General features: G+C 64.2%; 13 protein-coding genes. 10 read left to right on the top strand and 3 right to left on the bottom strand.

Features of this window, described 5'->3' with window-relative positions; translation table 11 throughout:
* Positions 1–69: 69 nt before the first annotated feature.
* The 8 genes from AABE10_RS24040 to AABE10_RS24005 all read left to right on the top strand — a co-directional run bounded on the left by AABE10_RS24040 (position 70) and on the right by AABE10_RS24005 (position 11,507).
* Positions 70–1,674, top strand: coding sequence for a mannose-1-phosphate guanylyltransferase/mannose-6-phosphate isomerase (locus AABE10_RS24040; protein ID WP_342935738.1), 1,605 nt, complete (start codon positions 70–72; stop codon positions 1,672–1,674).
* Positions 1,675–1,739: 65 nt separating this feature from the next.
* The gene (locus AABE10_RS24035; protein ID WP_342935737.1) at positions 1,740–3,125 is read left to right on the top strand and encodes an undecaprenyl-phosphate glucose phosphotransferase; all 1,386 of its coding nucleotides are present in this window, start codon (positions 1,740–1,742) and stop codon (positions 3,123–3,125) included.
* A 54-nt stretch (positions 3,126–3,179) separates the two neighbouring features.
* Complete coding sequence (locus AABE10_RS24030) at positions 3,180–4,319, top strand: polysaccharide biosynthesis/export family protein (RefSeq protein WP_342935736.1); 1,140 nt, start codon at positions 3,180–3,182, stop codon at positions 4,317–4,319.
* 80 nt (positions 4,320–4,399) lie between these two features.
* The gene (locus AABE10_RS24025) at positions 4,400–6,622 is read left to right on the top strand and encodes a polysaccharide biosynthesis tyrosine autokinase (protein ID WP_342935735.1); all 2,223 of its coding nucleotides are present in this window, start codon (positions 4,400–4,402) and stop codon (positions 6,620–6,622) included.
* Between the two features lie 59 nt (positions 6,623–6,681).
* A complete protein-coding gene (gene gmd, locus AABE10_RS24020) occupies positions 6,682–7,809 on the top strand; it encodes a GDP-mannose 4,6-dehydratase (protein WP_342935734.1) in 1,128 nt (375 codons plus the stop codon).
* A gap of 5 nt (positions 7,810–7,814) precedes the next feature.
* Entirely contained in the window at positions 7,815–8,798 is a 984-nt protein-coding gene (locus AABE10_RS24015) for a GDP-L-fucose synthase (protein WP_342935733.1), read from the top strand.
* Between the two features lie 105 nt (positions 8,799–8,903).
* Entirely contained in the window at positions 8,904–10,046 is a 1,143-nt protein-coding gene (locus AABE10_RS24010; RefSeq protein ID WP_342935732.1) for a glycosyltransferase family 4 protein, read from the top strand.
* 117 nt (positions 10,047–10,163) lie between these two features.
* The gene (locus AABE10_RS24005; RefSeq protein ID WP_342935731.1) at positions 10,164–11,507 is read left to right on the top strand and encodes a glycosyltransferase WbuB; all 1,344 of its coding nucleotides are present in this window, start codon (positions 10,164–10,166) and stop codon (positions 11,505–11,507) included.
* A gap of 179 nt (positions 11,508–11,686) precedes the next feature.
* On the opposite strand, the gene AABE10_RS24000 is transcribed toward AABE10_RS24005, so the two are convergent.
* The gene (locus AABE10_RS24000; protein ID WP_342935730.1) at positions 11,687–12,382 is read right to left on the bottom strand and encodes a hypothetical protein; all 696 of its coding nucleotides are present in this window, start codon (positions 12,380–12,382) and stop codon (positions 11,687–11,689) included.
* 199 nt (positions 12,383–12,581) lie between these two features.
* On the opposite strand from AABE10_RS24000, the gene AABE10_RS23995 reads away from it, so the two are divergent.
* Both AABE10_RS23995 and AABE10_RS23990 read left to right on the top strand, forming a co-directional pair.
* Positions 12,582–13,268, top strand: coding sequence for a DapH/DapD/GlmU-related protein (locus AABE10_RS23995; protein WP_342935729.1), 687 nt, complete (start codon positions 12,582–12,584; stop codon positions 13,266–13,268).
* Between the two features lie 255 nt (positions 13,269–13,523).
* Positions 13,524–15,269: a GMC family oxidoreductase gene (locus tag AABE10_RS23990; RefSeq protein WP_342935728.1), complete on the top strand. Its 1,746-nt coding sequence runs from the start codon at positions 13,524–13,526 to the stop codon at positions 15,267–15,269.
* Between the two features lie 127 nt (positions 15,270–15,396).
* On the opposite strand, the gene AABE10_RS23985 is transcribed toward AABE10_RS23990, so the two are convergent.
* Both AABE10_RS23985 and AABE10_RS23980 read right to left on the bottom strand, forming a co-directional pair.
* The gene (locus tag AABE10_RS23985) at positions 15,397–16,656 is read right to left on the bottom strand and encodes a glycosyltransferase (protein WP_342935727.1); all 1,260 of its coding nucleotides are present in this window, start codon (positions 16,654–16,656) and stop codon (positions 15,397–15,399) included.
* 72 nt (positions 16,657–16,728) lie between these two features.
* Entirely contained in the window at positions 16,729–18,237 is a 1,509-nt protein-coding gene (locus AABE10_RS23980) for a hypothetical protein (RefSeq protein WP_342935726.1), read from the bottom strand.
* Between the last annotated feature and the right edge of the window lie 256 nt (positions 18,238–18,493).

The raw sequence follows: 18,493 nt of genomic DNA, 5'->3' as shown, positions 1-18,493 counted from the left end.
GCGCGATCTGAAAACGCGTCTCAGGTAGTCATGCCTGGCCATCAAGGGCAGACATTAAGGAGTGCGTACATGACAGTCGACCAGAAAAATCCGACGAATGCGGCAGCGCCGGGCAGTTCATTGCCGGACTGCACGCACATCGTGCCGGTGATACTGGCGGGCGGATCGGGCACCCGGCTGTGGCCGATGTCGCGTGAACACTTTCCGAAGCAGTTGATCGGCGTGGTCGGTTCGGAATCGCTGTTGCAGGACACCGTTCACCGGATGGAAGGCTTTCCAGCGGGCTGGGATGTATCCAGCGCGCCCATCGTCGTGTGCGGTGAAGAGCATCGCTTCGTGATCGCCGAGCAGCTGACGTGCAACGGCTGCACGCCGCGGCTCGTGGTCGAGCCGGCGCGGCGCGATACGGCGCCCGCTCTCACGCTCGCGGCCGCGCTCGCGTGCGCGAACGGCGACGACGCGATTCTCGTCGTGATGCCGTCCGATCATTCGATCGCCGATGTGCCTGCGTTGCAACGCGCGATCGAGATTGCCGCGCGGCATGCGCAGCGCGGCGCGATCGCGACGCTCGGCGTGCCTCCGCGCGGGCCCGAAACGGGCTTCGGCTATATCCGGGTCGGCAGGAAGCTGGATGACGAAGCGCGCGAGATCGACGGCTTCGTCGAAAAGCCTGCCGCCGAGCTCGCGAGGCAATACGTTGCGGCAGGCACGTACTGGTGGAACAGCGGCATTTTCGTGATGCGCGCGAGCGTGTGGCTCGCGACGCTGCAATCGCTTCAGCCCGACATGCACGCCGCGTGTTGCGCGGCGTTCGTGCAAGGGCAGTTCGAAGGCACGACTTTCCGTCCCGCCGCGGACGCGTTCACGCGTTCACCCGCCGATTCGATCGACTACGCGGTGATGGAGCGTCTGAACGTGTCGGCTGGCTGGACGTCGACGGGCGTCGTCGTTCCGCTCGACGCGGGCTGGTCCGATCTCGGCTCGTGGGACGCCGTGTGGGCCGCGCAGCCGAAGGACGAAGCGGGCAACGTGGGACGCGGCCGCGTGATGTTCGAAGGCGCCGTCACCAGCTATGCGCATTCGGAAGGGCGGCTCGTCGCATGCGTCGGCACGACGAATGTGGTCGTCGTCGAAACGGCGGACGCCGTGCTGGTCGCCGACCGCTCGCGCGTGCAGGACGTGAAGGGGCTGGTCGCGCGCATCAAGGCGCAGAAAGGGCCCGAGGCCGATGCGCATCGCAAGGTGCGCCGTCCGTGGGGCTTCTACGATTCGATCGATCACGGCGACCGCTTCCAGGTGAAGCGCATCGTGGTCACGCCGGGGGCCAAGCTGTCGCTGCAACTGCATCACCACCGTGCGGAGCACTGGATCGTCGTGCGCGGCACGGCGCTCGTCACGCGCGGCGAAGACCAGTTTCTGCTTACGGAAAACGAATCGACGTATATCCCGCTCGGCGTGCGGCATCGGCTCGAAAACCCCGGCAAGGTGCCGCTCGAAATCATCGAGGTGCAGTCGGGTTCGTATCTGGGCGAAGACGACATCGTGCGCTTCGACGACACATACGGGCGCTGCCGTCCGGCGCAAGGGCAGAGCCAGTCGCACGGCGAAGGCCACATGCAGGACCAGGGCGAGAGTCAGGACACGGGGCATGGTCCGACTCCCGCCGCGAGTTAGCGCGGCGCCGACATGCGCAACACCCGGACGAAAGGCAACGAACGACGAATGGCAGGGTGACTGATATGCGGGACTTACAGGACTTTTTTGCGCGGGTTGCAGACGTGGCGCTGATTCTGCTCGGCGCCGCCGTCGCATCGCAGATCCGCTTCGACGAATTCTCGCAGCGAGGGTTCTACGACGCATTCGTCCTTTTCTCCGGGGCCTTCGCGCTCGCGATGTTCCCTGCGTTCGGAGTCTATGAGTCCTGGCGCGGCCGCTCGAAGCTCGCGCTCGCCGGACAGGTCGCGCTCGCGTGGCTCGTCGTGCAGGGCTGCGCGCTCGCGCTAATGTATTCGCTGCACCGGATCGACATCGTCTCGCGGCTGTGGTTCGCGTACTGGACGGCGATGGCGGGCGGCCTGCTGATCGCGTGGCGGCTGATCGCGCACGCGGTGCTCGCGCGCGCGCGCCGCGCCGGCTGGAACCTGCATCAGGTGGCGATCGTCGGCAGCGGCGGTCATTGCGACCAGATCCTGCGCCGCATTCAATCGCAGCCGGCCACGGGCTTTCGCGCGACGGCCGTGCTGAACACGCATCCCGAAGAGTCGCCGCTGACGAATCCGCGCGTGACCTGCTTCGATTCGCAGCAGGCTTTCGCCGAGTATGTGCGCAGCAACGACGTGCATGAGCTATGGCTCGCGCTGTCGCTCACCGACGAGCGCACGATCTTTCGCCTCGTCACCGAGTTCCGCAACGACCTCGTGAACATCCGTTTCATGCCGGACGTGCGCAGCCTCGCGCTGTTCGACACCAGCAGCGTGATCGAACTGCTCGGGGTGCCTGCGATCAACCTCGTCGCGTCGCCGCTGTCGTCGCGCGCGCTCTTCAAGAAAGATCTTTTCGACCGGGTGTTCGCCGCTTGCGCGATCATCGGCCTCGCGCCGCTTTTGATCGCGATTGCGATTGCAGTCAAGGTGACGTCGCCCGGTCCCGTTTTTTTCAGGCAGAAACGTAAGGGGGCCGATGGTCGCGTTTTCACAATCTATAAATTCCGTTCGATGCGTGTGCACACAGAGGAAGCCGGCAAGGTCAGCCAGGCGACCCGCGACGATCCGCGCATCACCAGGGTCGGCGCGTTCTTGCGCCGAACGAGTCTCGACGAGCTGCCGCAGTTCTTCAACGTGCTGCGCGGCGACATGTCCGTGGTCGGGCCACGCCCCCACGCACTCGAACACGACGATCTGTATCAGAAGGTCGTGGCCGGCTATATCCATCGCTACAGGATCAAGCCGGGTATCACAGGTTGGGCTCAAATCAACGGCTTTCGCGGCGAAACAGACCGCATCGAAAAGATGGAGCGGCGCGTCGCGCACGATCTGTATTACCTGGGGCACTGGACCTTCTGGCTCGACATGCGGATCATCGGCGCCACGATCGTCAAGGGCTTCATTCATACCAACGCGTACTGAGATGGGGGCAAGTCAATGAACAAGGATCAAGCTCCCCTGCAAGGAGGAAATGCCATGAACCAGAAACGAATAAGCGTGTGCGCGCCGCTGGTGCTGTCGATGTCCGTGATGCTGCTCTCCGCCTGCAGCATCGTCCCGGGCCAACGGTTTGAATCGCCTCCCACGCTGCCCGAGACGGGCGGCGAGTACAGCAGCGAACCCGAACAGAACGTGCAGATTCCCATCACGGATATCAACCTGAAGCTCGTGCGCACGATGAACGGGCAGGCGATGCAAGTGGATCAGCAGATCGCGTCGCTGTTCAGCCCCAGGGCGCCCACCTACAAGCTCGGGCCGGGTGACGTGCTGCAGATCACCGTCTGGGATCACCCCGAACTGGCGGCCGCGCTCGGCCAGCCATCGCCTTCGAGCAGCAAGAACGATCCGGGCGTCGGCTTTCTCGTCGATGCCGACGGCAATATCCAGTTCCCATACGCGGGCACGATCCACGCGGGCGGAAAAGACGCGGCGACGGTGCAGAAAGAGCTGTATCGCAAGCTGAGCGTCGTCTTTCAGAAGCCTGAAGTGACGGTGCGTGTCGCCGCGTTCCGTGCTGCGCAGGTGTATGTCGATGGCGAAGTGCATGCGCCGGGGCCCGCGCAGGTCAACGATATTCCGATGTCGCTGACGGAAGCGATCAACCGCACGGGCGGCTTCACGCCGAATGCCGACCAGAGCCACGTGGAACTCGTGCGCGACGGCAAGACGTATGAAATCAACGTGCCGGGCCTCATCAGGGCGGGCCGCGCGCCGACGCAGCTCTATCTGCAGGGCGGCGACCTGCTTCGGGTCGGCTCGCGCGACGAGTACGGCATCTATCTGATGGGCGAAGTCAACAAGCCGGCGACGATCCTGCCGATGCGCGACGGCCGCCTGACGTTGGCGGAAGCGCTGTCGCAGGCGGGCAGTCTCAACCCGAATACGGCTTACGCGAAGCAAACCTTCGTGATCCGCAATTCGATGAGCGACAAGCCCCAGATCTACCACCTGGACGCGACGTCACCGACTTCGATGGTGCTTGCGAACCAGTTCAATCTCGAACCGAAGGATGTCGTGTACGTGGACAACAACGGTCTCGTGAAATTCAACCGCGTGCTGTCGCTGTTGTTGCCTGCAATCAATGCTGGCGTGACGGCTGCATTGCTCGCGAAGTAAGGGTGACGAATGCGTCGTGCAATAACGGGGTGCAGCAACGCAATGCTTCCGACAGTGTGGTTACTTGATGGATCACGCAAATGGCTATCAACTTTGACAATCGCTATACGGACGTCAGTTCCGATGAGATGCACCTGACAGATTATCTGCAGGCTATCGTTGCGAACTGGAAGTCGATTCTGTTGATTACGCTGGCCATCACGGCGCTGGGCACCGCCTATGCATTTCTGGCGACGCCCGTGTATCGCGCTGATGTCCTTTTTCATGTGGTAGACAAGGCCGATAACAACAAGCAGGACGGCCTTCAACCGCTGACGGGAATGTTCGATACGAAGCCGTCGACGGCCGCGGAAATCGAGTTGATGAAGTCACGACTCGTGACCGAGGAAACTGTCAAGGCGTTGCACCTCGATATTGCCGCGCGCCCCCACACGCTGCCGTTCGTCGGCGGGCTGCTTGCCCCGCTGATGAACGGCAAGTGGGGCTTCAGGCTGCCGCCCGCGCTGCAGCTTCCGAGCTACGCGTGGGGCAATGAAAGCATCAAGGTGTCGCAGTTCGACACCGCGAAAGACATGTACGACAAGGACTTCACGCTGATCGCCGGAAAGAATGGCGATTTCGTGCTGAACAGTCCTGACGGCGTCGCGATTCTCGAAGGGCATGTCGGCGAAAATGTCGTGCGTGAAACGCCCGTCGGCCCGATCGCGCTGCGTGTCGATGCGCTCGTCGGCGCGCCGGGCACGCGCTACGACATGACGCGCGGCTCGACGCTGACGACGGTCGAACGTCTGCAAAAGTCGATGGATGTCGCCGAATCGACACTGCAGTCGGGCGTGATTCGCGCGAGCCTCGAAGGCAGCGATGCGAAGCTCACGGCCGACATCATGAACAACATGGCGCGCGAGTTCATCCGCCAGGACATCGAGAGCCGCTCGTCGGAAGCCGAGCACATGCTCGCGTTCCTCGACCAGCAACTGCCGCAGCTGCGCAAGGAACTCGACGCCGCCGAGCAACGCTACAACACATTCCGCAACCAGCACGGCACCGTCGATCTGAGCGAAGAAAGCCGGCTGCTGCTGCAACAGATCGTCGACAACAAGACCAAGCTCGTCGATCTGCAAACACAGCGCGCGGAGATGTCGCAGCGCTTCACGGCGAATCACCCGGCGGTGGCCGCGCTCGACGCGCAGATCAGGTCGCTGCAGGGCAATCTCTCGACAATGGGCAAGAGCGTGCAGTCGCTGCCGGATACCGAGCAGACGGCGCTGCGCCTGCTGCGCGACGTGCACGTGGATACCGAGCTGTACACGAACCTGCTGAATAGCGCGCAGCAACTGCGCATCGCGAAGGCGGGCCAGGTGGGCGACGTGCGCATCGTCGACTTCGCGGAAGCGGCCGACGATCCCGTGCGTCCCAAGCGTCTGATCGTGATCCTGATCAGCTTCGGCACGGGCCTTTTCATCGGCATCGTGTTCGCGTTCGTGCGCAAGACGCTGTATGGCGGCGTCGAACGTCCGGACGAACTCGAAGCCGCGCTCGGCGTGCCCGTATTCGCCGTCGTGCCGCGCAGCGAGCAACAGATACGTCTGCAGCAGGACGTGATGATGCGCCGGCGCGGCCTGCACGTGCTCGCCGAACAGGCGCCGCAGGATATCGCCGTCGAGGGCGTGCGCAATCTGCGCACCTCGCTGCAACTGACCGTCGAAGACAGCCAGAGCAACGTCGTCATGCTGACGGGTTCGCGTCCTGACGCGGGCAAGTCGTTCCTGTCGGTGAACCTGTCGGCGCTCGTTGCTTCCGTGAACAAGCGCACGCTGGTGATCGACGGCGACATGCGGCGCGGCGACGTGCACTCGCACTTCGGCCTTCAGCATCAGCCGGGGCTCTCCGACGTGCTGCGCGGCGGCGATCTGCAATCGTCGATCCAGCGCGACGTGCTGCCGGGTCTCGACGTGCTGACCAAGGGCTCGTTGCCCTCGCATCCGTCCGAGCTGCTGATGAGCAAGCGGTTCGAAACGATGCTCGACGAGCTGAAGAAGCAGTACGACCTGATCATCATCGATACGCCGCCCGTCCTCGCCGTCACCGACTCGACCGTGATCGGCAAGCACGTGGGAACGACGTTGCTCGTGATTCGTCACGGACGCCATCCAGTAGGCGAACTCGCGGAGACCGCGAAACGTCTGCGTAATGGCGGCGTGAATTTGCAGGGGGTCTTGTTGACCGACGTACCGCAGGCGGGCGCCTTCATCGGCTCGGGCTATCGCGGCGGTTACTACGGTTACGAGAGTATCGCAGGCTAAATGCTGTTCCTGTGCGGCGGGCCGCGCCGTGGTCCGACGTCATTCATCAGGAGAACATAATGACTCAGAAGGTTGCCTTGATTACAGGCATCACCGGCCAGGACGGCTCATACCTGGCGGAGTTGTTGATCGACAAGGGTTACGAAGTACATGGAATCAAGCGTCGCTCGTCGTTGTTCAATACGGACCGCATTGACCACCTTTACCGCGACGTGCACGACCCGGACCAGCGCCTGCAACTGCATCACGGCGACCTGACCGATTCGACGAGCCTCTTGCGCATCATCCAGCGCGTCGAGCCGGACGAAGTTTATAACCTCGCGGCGCAAAGCCACGTCGCCGTTTCGTTCGAAGAACCCGAATACACGGCCAACGCCGATGGCCTCGGCACGCTGCGCCTGCTCGAAGCGATCCGCATCTGCGGCTTCGAGAAGAAGACGCGCTTCTATCAGGCATCGACGTCGGAACTCTACGGCCTCGTGCAGGAAGTGCCGCAGCGCGAGACGACGCCTTTCTATCCGCGCAGCCCTTACGCTGTCGCGAAGCTGTTCGCGTACTGGACGACCGTCAACTATCGCGAAGCGTATGGCATCTACGCGTGCAACGGCATTCTGTTCAATCACGAGTCGCCTGTTCGCGGCGAAACATTTGTCACGCGCAAGATCACGCGGGCGATCGCGCGCATCGCGGTCGGCCTGCAAGACGAGCTCTATCTCGGCAATCTGTCCGCGCTGCGCGATTGGGGACACGCGCGCGACTATGTCGAAATGCAGTGGATGATGCTGCAACAGGAAGCCCCCGAAGACTTCGTGATCGCGACGGGCGTGCAGTACAGCGTGCGCGAATTCGTGCAGCACGCGGCCGCCGAACTGGGCATCACGGTGCGCTTCGAAGGCAACGGCGTGCATGAAGTGGGCATCGTCGAACACGTCGAGCGCCGTCATCGCAGCGAAATGCGCGTGCAGCCGGGCGACGTGATCGTGCGCGTCGATCCGCGCTACTTCCGCCCGACGGAAGTGGAGACGCTGCTCGGCGATCCGTCGAAGGCGCATCAGAAGCTCGGCTGGCAGCCGGTGACGCCGTTCGAGTCGCTCGTCAAGGAAATGGTGGTGTCGGACTATCAGATCGCGCGGCGCGATGCGCTCGTCACGCTGGCCGGCTTCAAGGCGCTGGAACATCACGAGTGACGGCCATGGACAAGAACGCACGCATCTACGTCGCAGGACATCGCGGGATGGTCGGTTCCGCGCTCGTGCGCAAGCTCCAGGCGAGCGGCTACTGCAATCTCGTCACGCGCACGCATGCCGAGCTCGATCTTACCGATCAGGCGGCCGTGAACCGCTTCTTCGCGAGCGAGCAGATCGATGTCGTGCTGCTCGCGGCGGCGCGCGTCGGCGGCATTCTCGCGAACGCGACGCAGCCGGGCGAGTTTCTCTACGAGAACCTCGTGATCGAAACCAACGTGATTCACGCGGCGTATCGCGCGAACGTCGACCGGCTCGTGTTCTTCGGCTCGTCGTGCATCTATCCGAAGATGTGCCCGCAGCCGATTCGCGAAGTGTATCTGCTGACCTCCGAACTCGAGCCCACCAACGACGCGTACGCGATCGCGAAGATCGCGGGTCTCAAGCTCTGCGACGCGTACAACCGCGAGTACGGCACGCGCTATGTCGCGCTGATGCCGACCAATCTGTACGGGCCGAACGACAACTACGACCTGAAGAACAGCCATGTGCTGCCCGCGCTGATCCGCAAGGCGCACGAAGCGCGCCTGCATGGCGATCGCGCGCTGACGGTGTGGGGCAGCGGCACGCCGCGCCGCGAGTTTCTGCACGTCGACGATCTCGCGGCGGCGACGCTCTTCGTGCTCGAGCACGATGTGAACACGGGTCTCTTCAACGTCGGTGTCGGAGAAGACCTGAGCATCCGCGAGCTGGCGCAGACGATCTGCGACGTGGTCGGCTTCGAAGGCGAGCTGCAGTTCGACGCGAGCAAGCCGGACGGCACCCCGCGCAAGCTGCTCGATGTTTCGCGGCTGGCGGAAATGGGCTGGCGCGCGAGCATCGGCCTGGTCGAGGGAATCGGCAATACGTATCGGGAGTTTGCCGCGAAGTACGACGAGAAGTACGGGGAGAAATTCGCCACGCCTTTCTTAGAGATGGCTGCGCGCGCCTGAAATCCCGTTCCTGGTGACGGACGTTGCCTGGGACCGGGATTAGGGTGACGTCCGTTCTTTTTTCCAGGGCAGTCGGCAGTTTCGACCGAATGAGGACTGTAACAAATGGATGCGTCAGTCACGATCTTTCATAACGTCGTGTGGTCACGGCACAAGGGCGCCGTGTTCTCTGCATTGCACAGCATTTCCGCCACGGGTGCGATCCGCTATTCGATGGTGCAGATCGCGGACACAGAGCACGACCGGCTGGGTTTTTCTGACGTCGATTATTCGTTTCACCGTTATCCGATGCACAAGCTCTTCGACGGCTGCTACGAAGATGTGCCGACGTTGCGCCTCACCGGGCGCCTCGTATGGGAAGTGCTGAAGGCCAGATCGGATCTGATCGTATTGCCCGGCTATCACCGGCCCGAGTATTGGGCGATGCTCGCCGCGTGCATCGTCACCGGCAAGCGGCGCGCCGTGTTTTGCGACTCGACGGCACGCGATCGTCCGAAGCGCCTCTTGACGTCGATTCCAAAGCGCGTGTTCTTCTCGCTGTGCGACGGCTATTTCGGTTTCGGCGAACGCAGCCGCGAATATCTGATGTCGCTCGGCGCGAAGGCCGACAAGATTTTCATTCCGTGCCAGGCGGCCGCGCTGCCCGTCACGTTCTCACCCGAACGCGCGCTTGCCGAGCGCTTGCGCTATCGCGCGGGCAATCCGCACGTGTTCCTGTTCGTCGGACGTCTGTCCGAAGAGAAAGGCATCACGACGCTGATCGACGCATTCGCGGGAATCGCGAAGCGCCTGCCCGATCCGCAATTGCGCATCGTCGGCACGGGGCCGCTCGAAGGCGCGTTGCGCAAGAGGGTCAGCGAGCTGGGCATGGACCATTCGATAACGTTCGTCGGCAGTCTGCAGGACGAACCGCTGTCGCGCGAGTACTACGGCGCGACGTGTCTGGTGCTGCCCAGCCGAAGCGAACCCTGGGGGCTCGTCGTCAACGAGGCGCTCGCGCATGGATGTCCGACCGTCGTCAGCGAGAGTTGCGGCTGCGTGCCCGAACTCGTGCACGACGGCGTGAGCGGCTATGCATTCACCGCAGGCGACGCTGCCGGTCTGCAGCGCACGCTGCTGAAAGCGACGGAAGCATTCGCGGACGCCGAAGCGACGGCGCGCCGCTGCATGGACGTGATACGGCGTTTCGATCCGCCGTCCGCCGCGGCCAACATCGCGCGCGGTTGCGCGCTGATGCTGAGCGATTGAGATCGATCGATTGCGCGTACACCACGGCCTGACCACGCCGTGGCCGCGCAAGGTAGTGGCTGGGAGGCGTAGCGCCGTCCGCTGCCGCATGACGGGCATTCGACGTGGATGTCAAATATGAAGATCTTGATCTATGGCCTCAATTACGCGCCCGAGCTTTCGGGAACGGGGAAATACACAGCCGAGATGGCACAGATGCTGGCGGAATGCAGCCATGAGGTGCGCGTAATCTGCGCGCCGCCGTACTACCCTGAATGGAAAGTCGCACCGGGCTATTCGATGTGGCGCTACCGGCGCGACGTCATGCGCGGCGTGCGCATCTGGCGGGCGCCGCTATGGGTGCCCGCGCGGCAAAGCGGGTTGAAGCGGATGACGCATCTGGCGTCGTTCGCGCTCTCGTCGCTGCCGCTGCTCGCGCGACAGATCGCGTGGCGCCCGGACGCCGTGATACTGATTGCGCCGACGATGCTGTGCGCGCCCGGCGCGCTCGTGCTCGCGCGCATCACGGGCGCGAAGGCGTGGCTGCACATCCAGGACTACGAAGTGGACGCGGCCTTCGATCTCGGCCTGCTGAAAAGCGGACGCGCGGCGCGCGTCGCCTATTGGGTCGAGCGCGTGATCCTGAAGCGCTTCGACGTCGTATCGTCGATATCGAACCAGATGGTGCAGCGCGCGGTCGGCAAAGGCGTCGAGACGGCGAAGACCGAGTTCCTGCCGAACTGGGTGGATACGCGCGCGATCTTTCCGCTCGAGCGCGCGAGCGAGTATCGCGAGACGCTCGGCATTCCGGCGCGCCATACGGTGGTGCTCTACTCGGGCAACATGGGCGCGAAGCAGGGCATCGAGACGCTTGCTGCGGCGGCCGCCGCGCTCGACGCGCGCGACGACATCAGCTTCGTGTTCTGCGGCAGCGGCGCGGCGCGGGCAGACCTCGTCAAGCGCTGCGAAGGGTTGCGCAACTGCCGCTTTCTGCCGTTGCAGCCGGCGGCGTCGCTCAACGAACTGCTGAACGTCGCCGACATTCACGTGTTGCCTCAGCGTGGCGATGCCGCCGATCTCGTGATGCCGTCGAAGCTGACGGGCATGCTCGCGAGCGGCCGCGCCGTGATCGCGATGGCGCGCCCGGGCACGGCACTGTACGAAGCCGTCGCGGACAACGGCGTGATCGTGCCGCCCGAAGACACGGGCGCGCTCGTCGAGGCGATCGTGGGGCTCGCCGCCGATGGCGCGCGACGCGCTGCGCTCGGCGCGGCGGGGCGGCGCTATGCCGAGACGATGCTCTCGCCGCTGTCGACGCTGCTGACGCTCGATACGCGTCTCTCGCTGCTTGCTGGCGACGGCGCGCCCGCGACGGCGGCTCCGCCTGTCGCCGCTCCGCCTGTCGCCGCTCCACCCGTCGCGGCGCCCACGGCGAATGGCGGCGTTCTGTCGGCGTCCGTCGAGGAGTCGAAAGTGGAGTAGAGCGAGTGCAGCGACGCGCCGGTTTTGCTTGCGGCGCGTCCTGGTCCGAGACGCGTTCGAACGCCTCAAGCGCTTGAAACGAAGAGGCCGCATTCGAACGGCACGAAGGCAGTTCGAATGCGGCCCCTTCGTTTTTCCCTGTCACGTCGAGTCGATTGACACCGATGCAGCGAACACGCTTACCACGGCGACCGATAGATGTCGCGTCCTCCCCGGTTGATGTACGGGTTGCCGTAGACGGCATTAGCGGCAACGCCTGCATCGGCGGGAGGCATCGCGCCGCCGCCGCGCTGTCCCGCGGCGCCAGCCGGGCCCGCGACGCCGCCAACGGCGCCGTTCGCCGCCGCGCCGCCATTGGCCGCCGCGCCGCCATTGGCCGCCGCGCCACCGCGCGCAGGCCGCTTGATGGCGACGGCAGCCGCCGCGCCTTTGCCGCCCGCAGCACCTCCATTACCACCGTTGCCGCCGGCCGCTGCGGGACCACCCGCGCCCTGCGTATTGGGCTTCGCGGTGCGCATGCGCTCGCTGTTCAGCAGCGACTCGCGTTCCGAATCGGGTGTCGCGCCATCCATTTCATAGCCACCGAGCGAAGCATTCGGGCCGCCGAGCAGACGCTGCGCGTCCTCTTGCGTGCGCTGCGCGGCTGTCTTCTTTGGCGGCGCGCCGTTCGCATTGTTTTTGGCCGCGGCGGCGGCCTTCGCTCCATTGCCCGGTGCGGCGTTGTTGTTCTGCGCATGGGCGCAGGGCATCAGCGCAATGCTCGACAGCAGCGCCGATGCAAGCGCGATCGACTGAAGCCACGCACGCGAACGATTGGAACTGCGCAGCGGATATCCAGGCGGCAAGCGTCGTCGCGAATGAAGATGAGCGGTCATCGTCGTCTTCCTCCCGTGCAAACGTCGAAGTCTGCTTCCATGGTGAACCGGACGCTCTGCATGGATCCGCCAAAACTACGCCCGGCGCGGCCAGCCGTCATCCATGCCGCTGCACGGACCAGATAATCGATGACGAAAGGGCGCGCGACAGACGGCCTGATGGCCGCACACGAGACCACGCTCCATCACGGAGAACAGTATGAACAATACAATCGGCTCCACGATCGGCCAGGACGCGCAGAGGGAAGGCTTGCATGACGCGCGCGCGTCGGGGCCGGCCGACGCGGCGCAGCCCTCCACAGCGCAGCCCTCCACGACAGGCCGCGTGATCGACCTGAGTCGCGCGGGCAAGGGTAACTATGTCGCGTCGCGTGGTTTTCTCACCGAGCTCATCTGGTTCTTCGTCGAAGCCTGCGTGATCAACAACAAGCTGCTGCCCGTGTCGTCGGTGCGCGTTGCGCTGTTGCGGCTCTTCGGCGCGAAGATCGGCGCGAACTGCCGCTTCGTGCATCCCGTGCGCGTCAAGGCGCCGTGGAATCTGACGGTCGGCGACAACTGCTGGTTCGGCGTCGATGTGTGGATCTACAACCAGGCGCCGATTCGTATCGGCTCGAACGTCTGCATTTCGCAGGGCACGTTTTTGAGCGCGGGCTCGCATGAAATGCGAACGAACATGGATTTGCGCGTAGCGCCGATCGTCATCGAAGACGGCGCGTGGGTCTCGTCGAAGTGCGTCGTGCAGATGGGTGTGACGATCGGGCGATCCGCCGTGGTGACACCGCTTTCGGTCGTGCATCGTTCGCTCGACGCGGAAGGCGTATACGGAGGCAATCCTTGCCGCTTCATTCGCAAGCGTTTCGACGGGGATGTGGGCGGGGCCGCATAACGTGCATCGTATGCATGGTCTGTCTGCCGGAAGCGCGATGTTGGCGGATGAACGGCGTAGCGCGGAGCCATCATCCTACGTAGGCATGGGCGGCTGGGGGAAATCACTACCTGCCGCGACGCGCCGCGACGGCGCAAACCTGCAACGCGTTGCTGCACGACGAGCCTGGCACGCAGGCTCGGCGAGGGGCCAGAACGGACGGAGTCTCACACGGCCGTAGAAGGTACGAACAGAACACAAGGCTGGGAGCAGGGGATGTTTATCGATACCCGCAGTGTCGAAGAGGGCGTCGCTGTGTCGACGACCGTGTGCATCATCGGGGCAGGCGTCGCGGGTATCACGCTCGCGATGGAACTGGATCGCGCGGGCATCGAATGCTGCCTGCTCGAAAGCGGCGGCTACAAGGCAGACGACGACACGCGCGATCTCTATCGCGGCGACAACGTCGGCATCCCCTACACATTCGCGGACGGCTGCAGGAGCCGCTATCTCGGCGGCAGCAGCAATTGCTGGGGCGGCTGGTGCCGGCCGCTCGATCCCTGGGACTTCGACAAAAAGGATTGGGTCGCGAACAGCGGCTGGCCGTTCGGTCTCGACGAACTCACGCCGTACTATCAGCGCACGCACACGTTGCTCAAGCTCGGACCCGACAATTTCGATCCGGCGTGGTGGGAGCAGCAGATCAACCGGCACGACGTGCGCCGCTATCCGCTGATGTCGGGAAACGTGCGTGACACCGTCTCGCAGTTCAGTCCGCCGGTGCGTTTCGGCAAGGTGTATCGCGAAGTGCTGCGCCGCTCGGAGCGCGTGCGCGTGTTCCTGTACGCGAATGTCGTGAACATCGACACGGACAGCGACGCGAAGGAAGTCACGGGCGTCGATATCGCGACGCTCTCGGGCAAGCGCGTCCGCATGAACGCGAAGCTCTTCGTGCTCGCGACAGGCGGCATCGAAAACGCGCGCCTTCTGCTCGCGTCGAACAAGGTGCAGGCAGCGGGCCTCGGCAATGGAAACGATCTGGTCGGCCGCTTCTTCATGGACCATCCGCGCCTGATGACGGGCACCGTGAAGTTCTCGAAGCAATGGGCGCGCAACAAGCTGTACGACATCAAGTACCACTATCAGAACCCGGTCGTCGCGGCGCACGGCACGCAAATCTCGTCGCAGTTCGCGCTGACGCATGACGTGATCATGCGCGAGAAGCTGCTCAACTCGCGCGTGTGGTTCTTCTCGCGTTTCTTCGGCGAAGGCAGTGCGGGATCGGAGGCGCTGATCCGCTGCCGCGAGGCACTGCATCGCAAGGAGCAGCCGGGCCGGCGCGCGCGCGACGACTACATGACGATGGCCGCGCATCCCATCGATACGATCGGCTTCGGGCTGACGCGTCTGTTGCAGTTGCGCGCGCTGATATCCGACGTGAAGCTGCAGGCGATCGTCGAAGCGGAGCCGAATCGCGACAGCCGCGTGACGCTGTCCGACCGCAAGGACCGGCTCGGGCTGCCGCGCGTGAAAGTGGACTGGCGGCTGACGGAACTCGTGCAGCGCACGTTCGACCGCACGTTCCAGTTGCTCGCCGACGAACTGAAGATGATGGGCGTCGGAGAGGTCGAACTCGACGAGCCGCTGACGGGACGCACGTCGTGGCCCGCGAAGCTCGAAGGCACGTGGCATCACATGGGAACGACGCGGATGCACGATTCGCCGCGCGAGGGCGTCGTCGATCGCGACTGCAAGTTGCACGGCGTGAGCAATCTGTATATCGCGGGCAGTTCGGTGTTTCCAACTGTCGGCGCGAACTTCCCGACGATCACGATCTCGGCGCTCGCGCTGCGGCTCAGCGCGCATCTCGTGCAACGGCTCGGCAAGCCCGATATGGCGACCGTGGTGCCGATCGGCGAAGCCACCAACGCGCGGTTCGGCAACGTGCCGAATCCCGAAGTGAGCAAGCTGCCGATTGCGGCGCAGTCGCTGGTTCGGGCTGGGGGGAATGAGGCGGTGTGAGGGGCGCAGGCGCTCGACGTAATGCGAGCGCTCGACGAGCGAATGCCGATACGACATTAAAAATCCCGCGATTCGTGTCGCGGGATTTTTTATTGGAAGCAGCGTCTTGCGACGCGTGACGCGGCATTCAACTGACGGAATGCTCCCGCTGCGCGGCCGCCTTCGAAGCCATACCCGCAGCAGCCTCCGGCGCATTCTGCTGCGCTTCGGCCACGCGTGACGCCATCGCCGTCGGCGACCCCTGAGGCTGCAGCAACGCCGTCAACGCATCGACCATGCTCGCGATCCCAAAGCGCGCGTCGAACGTTCTGCGCGCCTGCTCGCGCATCTTCGCCTTGTCGAACGCGTCGAGCGAATGCCAATTCAGCAGGTTGCGCTGCGTGCCGCTGATGGTATCGCTCGAGACCAACCCCGCGTGATCGCTTTCCACCTCGCGCCATACGCCGACCTTGTCGGACAGCAGCACAGGCAGGCCGCACGCCAGCGCCTCCGCAACGGCGACGCCGAAATTCTCCTGATGCGACGGCAACGCGAACACATCGCTTGCATAGAACGCGCCCCACTTCATATCGCCTTGCAGCATGCCCGGCCACGTGACGCGCTCCTCGATGCCGCATGCGCGCGCCAGCGCCTGCAACGGACGCTGCCAACCCGTCGCATCGGGACCGGCGATCACGAGATGCGCGTCCGGGTCGCGCTGCGCATGATCGGCGAAAGCGTGGATCAGCAGATCGCAGCCCTTCTTTTCGTGAATGCGCCCGAGAAACAGTACGATCCGTTTGCCGCGCAATTGCGGATATGCGCTCAGAAAGACTTCGCGCAGCGCTCGCGCGTGCGGCGGCGGCGCGTTGGTGCCGAACGGCACGACGCGCTCGTTCGCGCGATACAGCCAGAACGACTGGCGCGCGAGCAGCCGCTCTTCCTCTGTCGTGAAGATCACGGCGGCCGCGTCGCGCAGCACGCGATATTCGGCCCACGGCCAGTACGCCCATTTCTTTAGATGCTTGAGCGGATACGTGCGCTTGAACCAGGGGTCCAGCATGCCGTGCGTGTACACGTAATAGGGCACGTTGGACCCGCGCAGCGCGCGCCACGCGCCGAAGCCGTGGTATTGCCACAGGCCATGCACGATCACTGCGTCGAAGCGCTGCGCTTCGCGGCTGAGCCACGGCACGTAGCTGGGCGTGAAGCCGTAGTCATTGCGGCCGGGGCCCAGCGCATGCACGGGCAGCGGGAAGTCGCGGACGCAGGGCGCATCGGCGGCATCGAGCGATGCCACTTCAATCTCGTGACCCAGCGACGCCATCGCGACGCCGCTCTGTCGGACACCTTCAGTCGGCCCGCCTGCACGCGGATCGACTGTCGAAAGCAGATGAAGGATTTTCATTGGCAAGTCATGCGGCGTAGTGCGAAAGGAAAGGGCGTGATGCCATCGGATTGGGTGTCAGGCGAGCGTCCCTCATGCGGATGCCGGCACGTCGCGCTGACGCAGGCCACCCGCGCGGCTTGCATCGAACGGCTCGGTGTCGCTCGTGTCCTGAAGCGCGTCGTGCCGCGCAGCGGATGCAAACGGCGCAGGGCGCGTCGGGTGTCCCGTCGGTCCTGGCGTTGGACGTCTTGCGCCGACAGGCGTCCTCGATGCCTGCGGCGGCACGACGGGTTCGACGCGCGAGCGCGCTTTTGCGTCCAGCTCGCGATGCAGCCGGCAATAGGTGGCGACCGTCAGGCCGAGCGCGACGCCGAATACGAGGCCGGAGAAACGCGGGCCGAGCGGATTGCCGCCGATCGACGTCGCGGGTAGCGCGGCCAGCTGAAGGATCGCGCGGCCGAACACGGGCAAGAGCGGCGCGCCGGGCGAGTGCGCGCGCCATCGCCGGTAGGCAAGCGAGCAACGCCAAAGCACGAACACCACCGCGACGGGTAGCGCGATGCCGAACAGAAGTCCGCCCGCAAAGAGTTGATAGATCCAGAAGTTATGACCTGCGGCCCACTCGTGGATCGCGTAGAAATCCTTCTTGCTGATCTGTCCCGCCAGATCGGGCAGATACTGCGGCGAATAACGATAGTAGTGGCCGTAGCCTTCGCCGAGCAGCAGCGTTTGCGTCGACGACGTGACCTGGTCGAACTGGTCCTTCATTTCGGCAAGACGCGTGATCGTCGTCGGGTCCTTGCCGGTCTCGGTGTTGGCGGCGGCGTCGAAGCGCTGCATCCAGTGCTTGCTGACGGACGGAAAGCTCCATACTGCGCCGGCGGCCATCGCGCCGATCACGACGCTCACGACGAACACGCGCACGGCCGAGTTCAGCAGATGGCGCGCCGATGGCGCGCTCATCCACGCGGCCAGCAGAAACAGCATCACCGTGCCCACCAGCAGGCTGCGCGTGACGCTCAACAGCTCGATGAGCACCGTGGCGAGAAATGTGGCGAGCATGAACGGCGAAAAGCGCCGCGCGAGCACGAACTCGTGCAGCAGCACGCCCTGCAATCCGAGCAGCGTCACGGAGACGATGCGATAGCGCACGTCGGCGATCGCGCCGAGCCCGCCGCTCGTCGCGATGCCGAAGATCAGCGTGAAGATCAGCGCAACGAGGTTGGCCCAGAAGAGCGCCTTTTCCATCTGTCCGATGCGGTCTTCGTGCCACGGATGGCAAGCCATCTCATAGCCGAGCAGAAACAGCAGGAAGGGCAGGATCACGCGCATATAGTTGCCGAAATCGTTGCCCTGCACGAGTTGCGAGATGAGGCTGCACGGCACGCTCAACACGAGGCAGAACGTGACGAAGCTGCGCAACGGCGATGATTGCCTGAAGCGCGGAGCGATGAACATCAGCGCGACGGCGGCAGCGAGGACGGGGAGGACGAGCAGCACCTGGGCGGCGTGACCCGAATCGGCGTCGGGAGCCTTGTAGTCGAGCGCGAGCGGAAAGATGCACATCCAGATCCACAACGTAGCGTACTTGTTGCGCATCGACGATTCTCCCTCTCCCGGTGGGGTGTGCGGTGCGTTCATCGTGGCAGGGCGACGCGCGCCACTGTTCAGTCTGAATATAAATGGCCGGCTTCCGCCCAAGTCCGCGCGAGGCGTATTTCGCCTGGGTTCTGGCGGGGTCGACCGATGCGGCCCGATGCCGTTCGTCAGACGGTTTCGCACCTCTAACGACACTGTCCGAGAACGACGGCAACTTGGCGCACGGGTGCATGCGGTAGCAAGCAACATGACTGGA

The sequence above is a fragment of the Paraburkholderia diazotrophica genome (assembly GCF_038900755.1).
In the GTDB taxonomy this organism is placed as follows: Bacteria; Pseudomonadota; Gammaproteobacteria; order Burkholderiales; family Burkholderiaceae; genus Paraburkholderia; species Paraburkholderia diazotrophica_A.
This window is presented reverse-complemented; position numbering and strand designations above follow the sequence as displayed.